General features: G+C 63.7%; 15 protein-coding genes. 3 read left to right on the top strand and 12 right to left on the bottom strand.

Features of this window, described 5'->3' with window-relative positions; all coding sequences use genetic code 11:
- Nucleotides 1-18 precede the first annotated feature (18 nt).
- The gene (locus B5X69_RS03840; protein ID WP_079637380.1) at nucleotides 19-840 is read right to left on the bottom strand and encodes an outer membrane protein; all 822 of its coding nucleotides are present in this window, start codon (nucleotides 838-840) and stop codon (nucleotides 19-21) included.
- A gap of 171 nt (nucleotides 841-1,011) precedes the next feature.
- On the opposite strand from B5X69_RS03840, the gene parE reads away from it, so the two are divergent.
- Nucleotides 1,012-2,991 (top strand): DNA topoisomerase IV subunit B, encoded by a 1,980-nt coding sequence (gene parE / locus B5X69_RS03835; RefSeq protein ID WP_079637379.1) that lies wholly within the window; start codon nucleotides 1,012-1,014, stop codon nucleotides 2,989-2,991.
- Nucleotides 2,992-3,761: 770 nt separating this feature from the next.
- A complete protein-coding gene (locus tag B5X69_RS03825) occupies nucleotides 3,762-5,075 on the top strand; it encodes a serine hydrolase (RefSeq protein ID WP_079637377.1) in 1,314 nt (437 codons plus the stop codon).
- A 2-nt stretch (nucleotides 5,076-5,077) separates the two neighbouring features.
- Here B5X69_RS03825 and B5X69_RS03820 read toward each other — a convergent pair whose 3' ends face one another.
- From B5X69_RS03820 to uvrC, 7 genes are all read right to left on the bottom strand, one after another.
- Nucleotides 5,078-5,872 (bottom strand): LysR family transcriptional regulator, encoded by a 795-nt coding sequence (locus tag B5X69_RS03820; protein WP_079637376.1) that lies wholly within the window; start codon nucleotides 5,870-5,872, stop codon nucleotides 5,078-5,080.
- Nucleotides 5,869-6,270 carry a Co2+/Mg2+ efflux protein ApaG gene (apaG, locus tag B5X69_RS03815; RefSeq protein ID WP_079637423.1) on the bottom strand — a complete coding sequence of 134 codons (402 nt, stop codon included), beginning with the start codon at nucleotides 6,268-6,270 and terminating at the stop codon, nucleotides 5,869-5,871. The genes B5X69_RS03820 and apaG overlap by 4 nt, the downstream gene beginning before the upstream one ends.
- Nucleotides 6,271-6,287: 17 nt before the next feature.
- Nucleotides 6,288-7,496: a trans-sulfuration enzyme family protein gene (locus tag B5X69_RS03810; RefSeq protein WP_079637375.1), complete on the bottom strand. Its 1,209-nt coding sequence runs from the start codon at nucleotides 7,494-7,496 to the stop codon at nucleotides 6,288-6,290.
- Nucleotides 7,497-7,509: 13 nt separating this feature from the next.
- A complete protein-coding gene (leuB, locus tag B5X69_RS03805) occupies nucleotides 7,510-8,556 on the bottom strand; it encodes a 3-isopropylmalate dehydrogenase (protein ID WP_079637374.1) in 1,047 nt (348 codons plus the stop codon).
- Nucleotides 8,557-8,604: 48 nt separating this feature from the next.
- Complete coding sequence (gene recO, locus B5X69_RS03800) at nucleotides 8,605-9,342, bottom strand: DNA repair protein RecO (protein ID WP_079637373.1); 738 nt, start codon at nucleotides 9,340-9,342, stop codon at nucleotides 8,605-8,607.
- Entirely contained in the window at nucleotides 9,330-9,722 is a 393-nt protein-coding gene (locus tag B5X69_RS03795) for a PaaI family thioesterase (RefSeq protein WP_079637372.1), read from the bottom strand. The genes recO and B5X69_RS03795 overlap by 13 nt, the downstream gene beginning before the upstream one ends.
- 97 nt (nucleotides 9,723-9,819) lie before the next feature.
- Entirely contained in the window at nucleotides 9,820-11,754 is a 1,935-nt protein-coding gene (uvrC, locus tag B5X69_RS03790; protein WP_079637371.1) for an excinuclease ABC subunit UvrC, read from the bottom strand.
- Between the two features lie 67 nt (nucleotides 11,755-11,821).
- On the opposite strand from uvrC, the gene B5X69_RS03785 reads away from it, so the two are divergent.
- On the top strand, nucleotides 11,822-12,541 hold the full coding sequence (locus B5X69_RS03785) for an SDR family oxidoreductase (RefSeq protein WP_079637370.1): 720 nt from the start codon (nucleotides 11,822-11,824) through the stop codon (nucleotides 12,539-12,541).
- A gap of 281 nt (nucleotides 12,542-12,822) precedes the next feature.
- On the opposite strand, the gene B5X69_RS03780 is transcribed toward B5X69_RS03785, so the two are convergent.
- The 4 genes from B5X69_RS03780 to B5X69_RS03765 form a co-directional block, all read right to left on the bottom strand.
- Complete coding sequence (locus B5X69_RS03780; protein ID WP_079637369.1) at nucleotides 12,823-13,365, bottom strand: F0F1 ATP synthase subunit B family protein; 543 nt, start codon at nucleotides 13,363-13,365, stop codon at nucleotides 12,823-12,825.
- On the bottom strand, nucleotides 13,358-13,858 hold the full coding sequence (locus B5X69_RS03775; protein WP_079637368.1) for a F0F1 ATP synthase subunit B family protein: 501 nt from the start codon (nucleotides 13,856-13,858) through the stop codon (nucleotides 13,358-13,360). Before B5X69_RS03775 ends, B5X69_RS03780 begins: the two co-directional genes overlap by 8 nt.
- A gap of 77 nt (nucleotides 13,859-13,935) precedes the next feature.
- Entirely contained in the window at nucleotides 13,936-14,163 is a 228-nt protein-coding gene (locus B5X69_RS03770; RefSeq protein ID WP_003044110.1) for a F0F1 ATP synthase subunit C, read from the bottom strand.
- Nucleotides 14,164-14,205: 42 nt separating this feature from the next.
- Nucleotides 14,206-14,991: a F0F1 ATP synthase subunit A gene (locus tag B5X69_RS03765; RefSeq protein WP_079637367.1), complete on the bottom strand. Its 786-nt coding sequence runs from the start codon at nucleotides 14,989-14,991 to the stop codon at nucleotides 14,206-14,208.
- Between the last annotated feature and the right edge of the window lie 42 nt (nucleotides 14,992-15,033).

Raw genomic sequence — 15,033 nt, 5'->3', positions numbered from 1 at the left:
CCCTGGAATTGCTATCGATCAGAAGCGGAAGTTGACCGATGCCCGCACGCTGTGGGTGCGGAAATGCGGATCGCTGCGCTTGATGTCGGTGCCTTCGCCAAATGGATTGGTGTCCGGTGCCGTCCCCTGCCCGACCTCGACGGTGTAGTCATTGTCCTTAAGGTCGGTATAGAGATATTCGAGGCCCAGCGAGATATTTTGGGTCAGCATCGCTTCCGCGCCGCCGCCAGCTGAATAGCCCCAGGCGTTCGTCTTGCCGTTATCGGCAAAGCTGTTCGCGCTGTTGGTCGTCGCGAAGCGATTGTCCATCTTTGCAAAAGCCCCGCCGCCGGTGGCATAGAAGAGCACGCCGCCGCCGGGGGTGTAACCCGCGCGCAGACGGGCGCCCGCCTGCCAATCGGCTTCGCGGCTGATCGTGTAGCTCGCGGGCGTTGTCGAAAAGCCCGATACGCTATCGCGCGCTTCGCTCCGGCCACCCTCGAGGACGGCACCGACAACGAAGTTGCCCATGCGCTTGTCGTAGCCAAGGCGCGCCATATATTCGGCGCCATCCTTGTCGTCCGTGCAGCCGCGGTTCGCGGTGCCCGTGGCGCCGCCGCCGCAAAATCCGGGCGAGAAGGCATTTGTGCCGCCTGCGGTATTGACGGTATCGCCAAAGGTGCCGTCGAGATCGGTGTCGAACGTCAGTGTTTCATGTCCGTCGTTCGGCTGCACCGTATATCCGCCGACTACGCCGATGTAGGGGCCGTTGAAATCCTCCGCGGTGTCACGATCCTGAGCCATGGCAGGCACCGCGAGCGAACCCGCGGCCGCGGCGACGAGGAGAGATGTGAGTTTCATGTGTTTTCCTCCGATATTTGATGGCCTTGCAGGCTCCCCGGAAACCCGGCCCCTTGCCCCGAAGTTCCTCCCCGTGCCGAAAACGGGACGAGCCGTTTTGCCGAAAAAGGGCCGCAAACCGGCTCAAAACCGGCCTTGCCAGTGGCGTTCCCCACCCCCTATAGCCTTGGCATGAGTCACGATTTGTTCGATAGTTCCGCCCCATCTGGAGACAGCTACAATGCCTCGCAGATCGAGGTGCTGGAGGGGCTGGAGCCCGTCCGTCGCCGCCCGGGAATGTATATTGGCGGCACCGACGAGCGGGCGCTCCATCACCTCGCCGCCGAGGTGATCGACAACAGCATGGACGAGGCGGTCGCCGGCCATGCGAGCCGGATCGAGATCGAACTCGATGTCGGCAATCGCCTCACAGTAGTGGATAACGGGCGCGGCATGCCGGTCGACCCTCACCCCAAATTTCCTGGAAAATCGGCGCTCGAAGTCATCATGACGATGCTCCATTCGGGCGGCAAGTTCGAGGGCAAGGCCTATGCAACCTCGGGCGGCCTTCACGGCGTCGGCGTCAGCGTCGTCAACGCGCTATCGACCGAGACCGAGATCGAGGTGGCGCGCGGCAAGCAGCTCTATCGCCAGCGTTTCTCGCGCGGCGTTCCTCTCGGCGCACTCGAGGAGCTCGGCCCGACGCCCAATCGCCGCGGAACGAGCGTGTCTTTCGTACCCGACCCGGAAATCTTCGGCGAGCACGGCCGCTTCAAACCACAACGTCTCTATCGCATGGCGCGGTCGAAGGCCTATCTGTTTGCAGGCGTAGAAATTCGGTGGAGATGCGCCCCCGAGCTGATCGGCGACGACACGCCGACCGAGGCTGTGTTTCAGTTTCCAGGCGGACTGGCCGACCATCTGAAGGAACAGATCGGCAGCCGCGAATGTGCGACCGCCGAGCCCTTTACAGGACGGCAGGACTTTCCTGACGGGCAAGGCCGCGCCGAATGGGCCATCGCCTGGCCCTTATGGTCGGATGGAAGCTACAGCTGGTATTGCAATACGATCCCGACGCCCGCCGGAGGGACGCATGAGGCGGGCCTGCGCGCTGCGCTGACCAAGGGTCTGCGCGCCTTTGGCGAGCTTATCGGGCAGAAGAAGGCGGCGCAGATCACCGCCGACGATGTATTTAACGGCGGCGAGATGATGCTCTCGGTCTTCATCCGCGATCCGCAGTTCCAGAGCCAGACAAAGGACCGGCTCTCGAGCCCCGAGGCTGCGCGCTTCACCGAAAACGCCATTCGCGATCATTTCGACCATTTCCTCTCTGACAATATGGACCGCGGCCGCGCACTGCTTGGCTTGATCCTCGAGCGGATGGAGGAGCGGCTGAAGCGCAAGGCCGAGCGGGAAGTAAAACGCAAGACCGCGACTAGCGCCCGCAAGCTGCGCCTTCCCGGCAAGCTCACAGATTGTGCGAACGACGGTCCTGAAGGTACGGAGCTTTTTATCGTCGAAGGCGACAGCGCTGGCGGAAGCGCCAAGCAGGCCCGCGATCGCAAGACACAGGCGATCCTGCCGATCCGCGGCAAGATACTGAATGTCGCGAGCGCGAGCGCAGACAAGATCCGCGCCAATCAGGAAATCGCTGACCTCGCGCTCGCGCTCGGTTGCGGGATGCGCAAGGATTGCGACCCCGACCGGCTGCGCTACGAGAAGATCGTGATCATGACCGACGCTGATGTCGACGGTGCGCATATCGCTACGCTGCTGATGACCTTCTTCTTTCAGGAGATGCCCGAGATCGTGCGCGAGGGACATGTCTATCTTGCGCAGCCGCCCCTCTATCGGCTGACCGCGGGAGCGACATCGGCCTATGCGCGCGACGACGAGCATCGCGCCGAGCTTGAGGCCACGCTTTTCAAGGGGAAGAAAGTCGAGGTTGGCCGCTTCAAGGGCCTGGGGGAAATGAACCCCAATCAGCTCAAGGAGACGACCATGGACCCCGCCACGCGCAGCCTGCTGCGCGTGACCTTGCCGCAGGAATATGAGGAGCGACACCAGGTCAAGGATCTTGTGGACCGGCTGATGGGCAAGCACCCGGAGCATCGCTTTCAATTTATCCAGGCCAATGCCGCGACGCTCGATGAAGCCGCGATCGACGCCTGAGATAAATTTCTCGCGCTCTGTCAGAGATTTTCGTCGCCATCGACTAACCGGTCCTGAGACTTGAAATTCCCGGGCTGGCGCGAGCGAAGCGGCGCAGGACCGGCTATTTGTCGAGGCCATCGCCCGCTTCGGGCAAGTCCTATCCCGGATGGGGCGCCCCTATGAGGTCGATCCTGATCTTCTGCGCGAGCTGGAGCAGCATGGGCAGGTCGCGCTTTGGCAAAGCCTGGCGAATTTCGGCGGCCGCTGCGCGCTGAGCACTTAGGTGTGGCGCGTTGCCGCAATCGCGCAGCATCGCATATGCTGGCAAACCGGCGCCGAAACGCGCCCGGCGGGGCGAGCCTCGAGGCGGCTGACATTGCCGGCGCCGCGCCCACGCCTTCCGAGACCGCCGAATAGAATCAAGCAAAGACACGCATCGCAGCGATTGTCCAGCGGCTCACCCCGCCCGGCCGCCAGATCATGCTTCGTATCTGGAATGCGTGCCAGGGGCTAAGATAGCCGAGATCGCAGGCGTCACGTCCGCCGTGGTGACCACAAGGATCCACCGCTTCAAATCGATGCTGACGCGCCGCCTCGCGCGGGCTTGCGGTCTTTCTTGCGTGGATTGCCGGCGCTGCGGATCTTTCGCTGCTTCGCGATGCAGCGCTCGCCGCGGTATCGGCCATGATGTTTTGCGGCATCTGGTTGCACAACCGGCGCGCCGCCGCCAAGCTGCGCGCCCAGATTGCGCAGATCGACAAGAGCATTGCGGTCGAAGGAGATAGCTGATGTACCGATTTCTGATCCTGGCGCTGCTCGCGGCCGCTTCTGTCCCCGTCTCCGCGGCCGTGCAGGCCGAACCGGCGCCGCAGATACCGACAGCGAATGAGGCGGCTTTCGATATGCGCGCTCGCCAGCTCGTCGGATTGATGAACGGAAAGATCGCTTACTCCGACTATTTCGCGCCCCAGTTCCAACAAGCCGTTTCCGAACGCCAGTTCCGGGGCATCGCTGCGAATCTCCTCGCTCAATATGGTGCGGCCGTGGAGGTGGAAACTGTCGACACCGCCGATGGCCGCACCGGCACGGTCAAGCTGCGCTTTGAAAAGGGGACAGGAACGATTGCGCTCAGCGTGCTTCCCGGCGGCGATCGCCGCGTCGATGGCCTCTTTCTTCGGGGTTTCACCGTCGCGAATGACAGTTTTGACAGCGTCGCGGCCGAACTCTCGGCCTTGTCGGGGCGCACGGGTTTCCTCGTCGCCGAACTCGATGGGGAAGCAATCCGGCCCGTGGCGTCCGCGAACGCAGATGCCGCGTTCGCGGTCGGTTCGACCTTCAAACTCTATATTCTCGATGAACTTGCATCGCAGGTCCGGGCGGGAAAGCGCAAATGGTCTGATGTCGTCCCGCTCGCTCAGCTGAGCTTCTCTTCCGCAGCGACGGCGAACTGGCCGAAAGACACGCCGGTGACACTGCAAACGCTCGCCAACTGGATGATTTCAGTGAGCGACAATGGCGCAACCGACACGCTGCTCCATCTTCTCGGTCGCGACGCGATCGAGGCGCGGATGCGCGCCACAGGCCATAGCGATCCCTCGCGTAACATTCCTTTCCTCTCCACGGTCGAAGCGTTCGCGCTCAAGGGCAATAATTTTGCCGACCTGCGGGCAAAGTTTCTCGCTGGAGGCGACGAGGCCCAGCGCCGCCTGCTCGACGCAAATGCGGACCAGCTTGTGCTCTCCAATATCGATGGCGTGAGCTTCGGCGGCACGCCGCGCTTCATCGAAAGCCTCGAATGGTTCGCGACCCCGACCGATCTTGCCCGGGCGTTCGCTGACATCAAAGCACAAGGGTCGCCGGAGGCGATGGCGGCGATGACGATCAACAAGGGGGTCCCGCCCGCTGCAGCAGCAGATTGGGCTTATCTCGGCTACAAAGGAGGCTCGGAGCTTGGCGTCCTGTCGATGAGCCTCCTCGGGCAGCGCAAGGTCGACGGCAAATGGTTTGTCGTCACCGCCAGCTGGAACAACCCCGATGCCGACGTGGCAGCGGAGACGCTGAGCGGGATGACGACGCGTCTGCTCGCGCTCGCCGCGAAATAAGCTCAGGCGGAGGTCAGCGCAGCGACGAGCGCCTTGACCTTGGCCTGTCGCCACTGCGGTGTCGGTGCGACAAGCCAATAGCCGTGCTTGACCGCAAAGGGCTCGCGCACGACGCGGACCCGTCCGGCAGCAATATCCGCCTCGGCCAGCATCGCGGGAACATTGGCCTGCCCGAGCCCGTTGGCGGCGGCGTCGATCGCCAGCCCGGCATCGCCGAGCCGAAGCACGAGTTCATCATCCTCAACGGGGCACCCCGGCCACGCGATGCGCGTTTTGCTGTCGCTGCCCGGACCCGCGACGGTGACCATCAATGCTTCGGCGAGCGCGACGCCTTCATGCTCGCCCGCGCTGTCAGTCCAGAAGATCGCAAGATCGAGATTGGCCTCGGTGAAGTCGATTCCTCCATCGGCCGAGACGAGCGTGAAGCGGACATCGGGCGCCTCCTGGCTGTATCGCGCGAGGCGCGGTGCCAGCCATTTGGCAGTGAGGTCGCGCGGGGCCGCGATCGTGAGCGACTGCGACGACTGCCCTGCCTGCATCGCGCGCACCGATTCCTCGAACTGCAGGAAGCCCTGGCGTAGCGCGTCGAGCCCGGCATTGGCCTCACCGGTCAGCTCCAGCCCCTTGGGCGTACGGCGAAAGAGAACGACGCCGAGCATGTCCTCGAGCGCGCGAATTTGTTGCCCAACCGCGGCGGGGGTGACTGCAAGTTCATCGGCGGCGCGCGTGAAGCTCAGGTGCCGGGCAGCGGCATCGAATACGCGCAGCGCATTGAGAGGAAGATGGGTGCGCTTCATGAGGCGGTCGCCGGCGCAACGAGCGGGAAATGCGGGATGGCGACGAGCATCTGCGACCCGTCGCTGACCTCCATCATATAGCTTCCGACCATCGATCCTTCAGGAGTCGGCAGCGGGCAGCCCGAGACATAATCGAAAGCGCCGCCGGGCGCGATCAACGGCTGCTCGCCCACGACACCCTCGCCTTCGACTTCGCTGATTTTCCCTAGACCGTCGCTGATTCGCCAGTGGCGGCTGATCAGTTGCACTGTCGCCTCCCCCTGATTTTCAATCCGGACGTGATAGGCCCAGAACCAGCGCCCGAGCGACGGGTGTGACTGTTCGGGAAGATAGCTCACCGCCACCCGCACCGTGATGGTGCCGGTGGTCGCGGAAAAGGGGAAGAAGGAGTCGATCATCGTCCCCATAGAGTCGCCTATAGCCCGACCTTGGTCAATGCCTGCTCCAGATCGGCAATGACATCGCGCGGATCTTCAAGACCGATGTTGATACGAAGAAGCCCTTCGCTCACTCCCATGTCCAGCCGAACCTCGGGGCTCACGCCGTAGTGCGTTGTCGTCCAGGGATGGCAGCAGAGGCTGCGCGCATCGCCGATATTGTTGCTGATGTCGACGAGTTCGAGGGCATTGAGAAAGCGCATCGCCTGCGCTGCGCCACCCGGCAGCTCGAAAGCGAAAATCGGCCCGCAAGCCTCCATCTGATGCATCGCAAGATCGTGCTGCGGATGGCTGGCAAGCCCTGGATGAAGGATGCGCGCGACGCGTCCCTCGATCGCCTTTCCGACCGCAAGCGCATTCTCCGACTGCCGCCGCGCCCGCAAATCGAGCGTTTCGAGGCCCTTCATGACGACCCAGGCATTGAACGGCGACAAATTGGGACCGGTATTGCGCTGGAAAGGAAGCAGCACATCGTTGATGAACGCTTTGGTCCCGCACACCGCGCCCGCAAGGACGCGCCCCTGCCCCTCCATCAGTTTGGTGGCCGAGTAGGCGACGACGTCGGCGCCGAAGTCGAGCGGGCGCTGAAGAACCGCGGTTGCAAAGGCATTGTCGACGACACTGGTGATCCCGTGCGCGCGCGCCAAGCTGCAGACGTGCGCCATGTCGACGATGTCAAGCGTCGGGTTCGCCGGCGTCTCGAAGAAGAAGACCTTCGTATTCGGGCGGATGGCCTTTTCCCACGCATCATTGTCGCGCCCGTCGACGACGGTCGATTCGATCCCGAAGCGCGGGCAGAGCGTGTCGACGAGCCAGCGACACGAGCCGAAGGCCGCCTTTGCGGCAACGATGTGGTCCCCTGCCGAAAGCTGGCAGAGCAGCGCTGTCGTCATCGCCGCCATGCCGCTTGCCTGGACCCGGCACGCCTCGGCGCCTTCCATCAGCGCGATCCGTTCCTCCAGCATCGCAACGGTCGGGTTCTGCAGCCGGGAGTAGGTCATCCCCTGCTCCTCGCCCGCAAAGCGCGCCGCGACCTCCTCGGCGCTGTCGTAGCTATAGCCCGAGGTCAGGAAGAGTGCCTCTGACGTCTCGCCATGCTCGCTGCGCCAGGTTCCGCCGCGCACCGCGCGCGTCGCGGGGTGCCATTTTAGCGTGGTGCTGCGATCGAAGCCCGTTTTCTTTTTCATCCTAGCCGTCCGCCTAATTGTTCAGGGCCGCAACCACCGCATCGCCTAGCGCGGTCGTGGTCATGTCACCGCCAAGGTCGGCGCCCCGGCATCCCGCCGCCAGTACGGCGGCAACGGCAGCCTCGATCCGCGCCGCGCTCGCCTCGTCGCCGCCCGAATGACGAAGCAGCATTGCGAGCGAGAGGATCATCGCCAACGGGTTGGCGGTCCCCTTGCCGGCAATGTCGGGCGCGCTGCCATGGATCGGCTCGTATAGCCCCATCCGGCCCACACCAAGCGATGCTGATGCGAGCAGCCCGATCGAGCCGACGCACATCGACGCCTGGTCGGACAGGATGTCGCCGAACAGGTTGCCGGTAACGATGACATCGAATTGCCCCGGATTGCGAACCAGCTGCATCGCGGCATTATCGACATACATGTGGCTGAGTGCGACGTCGGGATAGTCCGCCGCGACCTCGATCACGACATCGCGCCAGAGCTGGGAGGTTTCAAGCACATTCGCCTTGTCAACCGAGCAGAGCCGTTTCTGCCGGCCCTGCGCTGCCTTGAAGGCGACGTGCGCGATGCGCCGTACTTCGCTCTCGCTGTAGGACATCACATCATAGCCCTCGCGCTCGCCGCTTGCCGTCGCGCGGGTACCCTTCTCGCCGAAATAGACATCGCCGTTGAGTTCGCGCACGATCAGGAGATCGATCGCAGAAGCGACTTCGGGACGCAGCGCCGAGCTGTCTTCAAGACCTGCGAACAATTTTGCGGGGCGCAGGTTCGCGAACAGGCCGAGTTCCGCGCGCAGACCAAGGATTGCCTGCTCGGGACGCAGATGCCTCTCGGCAGTGTCGAAGCGCGGATCGCCGACTGCGCCGAACAGAAGGGCATCCGCTGCCTTGGCTTTCGCGAGCGTTTCCGCCGGCAGCGGATGACCCGTCGCTTCATAGGCCGCGCCGCCGACGAGGGCGCGATCGAGCGTTACCGGCAGCTCCAGCGCGGCGAGAACCTTCTCGGCCTCCGCCATGATTTCAGGACCAATACCATCACCAGCCAGCAACAGGATTTTCAACGCTTCGCCCTTTCATCTCTCGCCAGCCGCTTAAGGAGCGGCGGCGAGTCACGCAACCGCCCTCTTGAGACGGCCGACCAATCTTTCCCTTACGGCAAGCAAATCACGGTTGCGGCCTTCGAGAAGATCGCGATCGAGAAAATGGCCGGTGATCGCCATCCCGTCGAGAATGTCGCTGAGCGCAGGATCGTGGTCGACGCCGCGCAGGAAGCGGGGCAGCGGGAACAGCCGGGCCTCGTAGCCCGCGGCCGCGCCCGCGCACACCGCTCCGCCTGTTCTGGGGCTGACAAAGGCCAGATCACTCCTCACGCCGGTCGCAGCGCATTCCTCGAGGTTCAACCCGAAGCCGAGTTCAGCGAGCAGCAGCAGTTCGTAGCGCGCAAGCGCCGCTGCCCATTGGCGCGCCGAGGTTGCAGCGGCGATGGCACCCAGAACTCCTGACAGGGCGGCATAAAGCGCCGGATAGGGCTGGCTTTCGGGCAAAGTCGCTGCCGTGAGGCTCGTCGCCCAGTCGATCGCCGATGCGGGGAGCGGCTCGGCGAGAAGCGGCGCCCGGCTCGTCAGGAGTTCGGCCGTCGCGCTGCCCAGTTGCTCGTCGGTGCGTGCACGAAGTTCGAGCGCGACAAGATTGCCCGGAACCAGGATTGGACGCAGTCGCCGTGACCGCCCACCGCGGACATAGCCGGAAACCAGCCCGGCATCGCGCGTGAGCGCGCGCAGAATCGCGCCATGTTCGCCATGCGCGCGCACCGCGCAGACGATAGCCTCGGCATTCAGGACGGCCAAAGCACCATCTGCGTCTGGGTGACCAGTGCGACCTCTGCGCCGCCCTCGATGCGAATGCGCGTCTGCCACACCGACAGGCGTTTACCGACTTTCACCGGCGTCGCTTCGCCGACGAGCCAGGAGCCTGCCGGCCCTGCGCCGAGAAAGTTCGTCTTGCTTTCGATCGTCGTCGTTCCGCTAGCACCCTCAGGAAGGCTGAGGAAGGCGCCGACCGCGCCGAGACAATCCGCAAAGGCCATGATCGCGCCGCCGTGGACGATGTTCCCCGCGGTACATATGTCGGCGCGAACGAGGAGCCGGCCTGAAACCCGATCCTTCGTGCCTTCGTCGATCGCAATGCCGAGCGTTTTCGCCAGCGGCATGGTGGCTGCAAAATCCATCCTCTCCCCTTTCTCCCAACGGGCTCTTCTCGGCTGGCGTGCTTTCGGCGGGGCGCTTTCATCTTTCGCTGCCGGAACACAGAATGGCGGCTTTTCCCTATCCTCGCGGATTGTAGAAATCATAGACGGCCTGCGCGACGCCCGCGCTGACGCCCGGCGCGCGCTTCAGGTCTTCAAGACTTGCGCTGCGGATCGCGCGCGCGGTACCGAAATGCATCAACAGGGCCTTCTTGCGCGCGGGTCCGATGCCCGGCACTTCGTCGAGCGGCGAGCTTCCCATGGCTTTTGCGCGCTTTTGCCGATGCGCCCCGATCGCGAAACGGTGCGCCTCGTCGCGAAGGCGCTGGATATAGAAAAGCACCGCATTGTTCGGCGGCAAGGTGAACTCGCGCCCGTCGGGCAGGTAGAATGTTTCGCGTCCGGCGTTGCGGTCGGGCCCCTTGGCGACGCCGACGTAGGGCAAGTCGTCGATCCCCAGTTCGGCGAACACTTCCGACACCGCCGACACCTGCCCCTTGCCGCCATCGATCAGCACGAGGTCGGGCCACGCGCCCTTCGCGCGCTCCGGGTCCTCCTCGATCGCGCGCGCAAAGCGCCGGTGGAACACCTCGCGCATCATCGCAAAATCGTCACCGGGCTGTGTTTCGGCGCGCTTGATATTGAATTTGCGATAGGCGCCCTTGATCCAGCCCTCAGGGCCCGCGACGACCATCGCCCCCAAGGCATTGGTGCCCTGAATGTGGCTGTTGTCATAAATCTCGATGCGCTGCGGCGGCCCCTCGAGGTCGAACAGGTCGGCAAGTTCACGCCCCAGCCGGGCCTGGCTGCTGCTCTCGGCGAGCCGCCGGTCGAGTTCCTCGCCGGCGTTGCGCACCGCCTGCTCGAGCAAGCGACGGCGGCTTCCGCGCTGAGGCACGCCGATCTCGACCTTGCGCCCCGCGGTCTCGCCCAGCGCCTCGGCGAGCAGCGTGCATTCGGCCGGCTCACGGTCGACGAGGATCAGTTTGGGCGGCGGGACGCCTTCGTAAAACTGCATGAGAAAGCTCGCGAGCACCTCTTCCTCGGGAACCCCGGCGACATGGGCAGGAAAGAAGCTGCGATGGCCCCAATTCTGCCCGCCCCTGATGAAGAAACCCGCGATGCAGAGCTGCCCGCCCTTTGCCGCGAGCGCGAAGACGTCGGCGTCACCAAGCCCGTCAGCGTGGACCGACTGACTGCCCTGGATGAAGGTCAATGACTTCAGCCGGTCGCGCAGGACCGCTGCGAGTTCGAAATCCATCGCCTCGGCCGCCTCCGTCATCGCGTCGCCGAGCCGCTTCTGCACTGCTGTTGAACGGCCCTCGAGAAAATCCTGCGCGTCGCCCACCAGGCGTGCATAATCCTCTTTCGAGATACGGCCTACACAAGGCGCCGAGCAGCGGCGGATCTGATAGAGGAGACACGGTCTTGAACGGTTCGCGAAGAAACTGTCGGTACAGCTTCGCAGAAGAAAGGTCTTCTGCAGCGCGTTGAGCGTGCGGTTCACCGATCCCGCGCTCGCAAATGGCCCGTAATAGCGTCCTTTCGCCCGCCGGGCGCCGCGGTGTTTCTGCACACGGGGAAAGTTGTGGTCCATGCGCAGGAGAATGAAGGGAAAGCTTTTGTCGTCGCGCAAAAGGACGTTGTACGGGGGGCGATAGCGCTTGATCAGCTGCGCCTCGAGAAGCAGCGCCTCCGCCTCGCTGTTCGTGGTGACGATCTCCATTGCGCGCGTCTGAGCGACCATCCGCTGAAGCCGCTGGGGCAGGCGCGCGACCTGGGTATAGTTGCTCACGCGATTCCTGAGCGCGCGCGCCTTTCCGACATAAAGCACATCTCCGCGCGCATCGAGCATGCGGTAGACACCCGGACGCACCGGAAGCTTTCGCACAACATCGCGAATGACCCCTGAACCGCGCTCGAGGTCAGGCTTGTCTCCCGCCTCCCCGCTGCCGCGGATCACGTAGGTGGCCTTTTCTTCGTTGAATCGGTCGGGAGCGTTGGGGCGAGCCATGATTTTGCATGTAGGCGATGGCGATCGCACCCGCCATAGTGCGCAGGGGAAAACATGGGAGGGACCAATGGATGTTCGGGGAATGCTCGCCCTTGTCACTGGAGGCAGTGACGGCATCGGCCGCGAAATCGCGCTGCAACTCCAGGGCCTTGGCGCAGCTGTGATCGTGACGGGGCGATCGGCCGAGAAGCTGGCCGCGATGCAGGCGCTGGGTTTTGGAACTATCGCCGGAGATTTGTCGGAGGCAGCGGGTATCGATGCGATCGCCAAGGGTGTTGCAGGAAAGCCGCTCGCGCTTCTCGTGAATAATGCCGGGGTGGGGAGCGACTATGATCCGGCCAATGCGGCGACGCTGGCAAGCGCGGCGCGGTGCATCGATACGAACCTTTACGCCCCAATCGCTCTCGTCACGCGGCTGCTTCCACAGCTGAGCGCCCAGGGCAAGGCCATGATCGTGAATGTGACCTCGGGCCTGGCCATCGCGCCGCGCGCGAACGGTGCCATCTATTGCGCGACCAAGGCAGCGCTGCGCAGCTACACGCAGGCGATCCGCCATCTGCTGAAGGGCAGCGGCGTCCACGTGATGGAAGCCCTCCCCCCGCTCGTCGCGACCAACATGACGTCGGGGCGCGGCGGAAAGATGATGACCGCGCGCGATTGTGCAGCCGAAATCGCTCGCGGGATCCGGGCCGACAGCGACGAGGTCGCGGTGGGTCAGACGAAGATACTGCGGCTCGTCCACAGCATCTCGCCTGCGCTCGCGCGGCGTATCATGATCAGATATTAAGCGCCGCGCGAGGGGCACCCTTCATGGCGAAGGCTGGGGATTTTGCGTCGCGTGGCTGATGGAGGAGTTCAGCCGCGCATCCCGCCGCCGCGAGGATAATCTGCAGGCTCGCGGATCGCACCATCCTTTTTCGATCTTGGTGCTCAACAGCAGGATTATGTTGCGCGCCCATCCGCTCGGGCGGACTATGGGTGCCGGGACTGGCGGAAAAGGACCAGCCTGTCGCAAAAGCGCCCGCGGATTGTCCGCGGGCGCTCTGGCTCAAAGATGGTTTTTCCGGATCAGCTCTTCGCGACTGCCGCGATCGCCTGATCGACCAGGGCCCTGTCAGCCGCGGCGTCATGCTTGGCCGCAATGAGGGCAGCGGCCGCGTCGGTCGCTGCCTTGGCGGCCGCGGTGCGCACCTCGGCGAGCGCGCCGGCTTCGGCCGCCGCGATGCGCTCTTCGGCCATCTGCTTGCGGCGCGCGATCAACTGGGTTGCGTCAGCCTTCGCCTTGGCAACCAGCGCTTCGGCTTCGGCATCGGCGCGCGCGCGCATTTCCTCGGCCTCCTTGGCAGCATCGGCGAGCTTCGCTTCATATTCGGCCTTCAGCGATTCCGCGTCGAGGCGAAGCTGCTCGGCTTCGTCGAGCTGCTTTGAAATTTCGGCGATGCGCTTGTCGAGCATTGCGCCGATCATCTTGGGCACGCCCTTCCAGACCAGGATGCCGAGGAACACGAGCATCGCGATCGAGACCCAGACGGTGGCGTCCATGCCGAACGCCTTCGGCGCGGCATGCGCTTCGCCGGAGGCTTCCGCAAGGATGATGATAAGATTAGCCATGGAGCACCGCCTTCACCGCCGCCTTGGCGTCTGCTGCAGCTACCTTTGCGCCCGACAGCTTCGCGACAAGGTCGCTGGCTGCTTCGACCGCTACCGATTCGATCTCAGCCATCGCCGACTTGCGCGCCGCGGCAATGTCCGCCTCTGCGAGCGAAAGCTTTTCGCCAAGCTCCACGTCGACCTTTGCGAGACGCTTTTCGGCATCGCGCGCGGCCTTGCCCTTGGCATCGGCAACCGCCTTTTGCGCCGCGGCGCGGCTCGCCTCGGTCTGCTGGCGATAGCTTTCTTCGAGCGCATCCGCAGCGGCATGGGCAGCCTTGGCCGCTGCCAGATCGTCCGCCACCTTGCGGTCGCGTGCGTCCACCGTCGCTTCGATCTTGGGCAGCATGCCGCGGCCGATCACGACATAAATGCCGGCGAATACGACCAGGAGCCAGAAAAGCTGCGAAGCAAGGTACCAATTGTCAGCGGTGAGCTGGGCTATCTGGGGCATGAAAGGCGAACCCTAAATTGTCTGAAAATCCGCAACGAAGCCGATCCAGCAGGACCGGCTTCGCTAAATCGTCGAACTCAGACGACGAAGAGCAGAATCATCGCAACGACGAACGCCAGAAGGCCGAGAAGCTCGGCGGCGGCGAAGCCGATGAACAGACGGCCCTGCTGGCCGTCGGCGGCAGCCGGATTGCGCAGCGCGCTTTCGAGGAAGCTGCCAAAGACGTTACCCACGCCGATGGCGGCCATGCCGGCACCGATCGCGGCGAGACCTGCACCGATCAGCTTTGCTGCTTCTGCGTCCATTATACTACTCCTTGGGTGTAAGCGTTTATTCTAAAACGTGAATTAGTGGAGATTGACCGCGTCATTGATATAGAGCGAGGTCAACAGGGCGAAAACATAGGCCTGGATGCCGGCAACGAGCAGTTCGAGCGCGCTGATACCGATCATCAGGGTAAAGCTGAGCACCGAAACGATCGAGCCGAGCCACAATGTTTCGGCGTTGAAGCCATTGATCACGAAGCCCGACAGCACCTTGAGCAGCACGTGACCCGCGGTCATCGCGACAAAAAGACGCAGACCAAGGCTGAAGGGGCGCACCATGAATGAAACAAACTCGATCGGCGCGATGATCGGGATCATCGGGAGCGGCGTTCCGTGCGGCACGAACAGCGAAAAGAAGTGGAGGCCGTGACGCCAGAAGCCAACGACAAGAACGATCGCGAAGCTGATCAGCGCGAGGACGCCCGTGATCGCGATATGGCTGGTGACGGTGAAGGGGTGAAGGCCAAGGACGCCCAGCGGCAACATGCCGAGCAGATTGCAGAACAGAATGAACATGAAGAGCGAGAAGACATAGGGCGTATATTTGCGGCCCTCGGTCCCGATATTCGCCATCATCATGCTCGAGATGAAGCCGGTGAAGCCTTCGACCGCGGCCTGCCAGCGGCCCGGTATGAGCTGGCGGCGCATTCCGCCCCACATGAAAATGCCCAGCGCGATTGCGGCAACAACCATCCACAGCGCGCTGTTCGTAAACAAGATTTCATGCCCGCCAAGGTTGAAGCCGCCGCCAAGCGGCGTCACCTCGAACTGGTGCATCGGGTCGATCTTGCCGGATTCCGCCGCCACTGTTCACTCCACGCGTATGGCGAGGCGGCCGTGGGCCGTCCC

Source organism: Sphingopyxis flava (assembly GCF_900168005.1).
Lineage (GTDB): Bacteria > Pseudomonadota > Alphaproteobacteria > Sphingomonadales > Sphingomonadaceae > Sphingopyxis > Sphingopyxis flava.
This window is presented reverse-complemented; position numbering and strand designations above follow the sequence as displayed.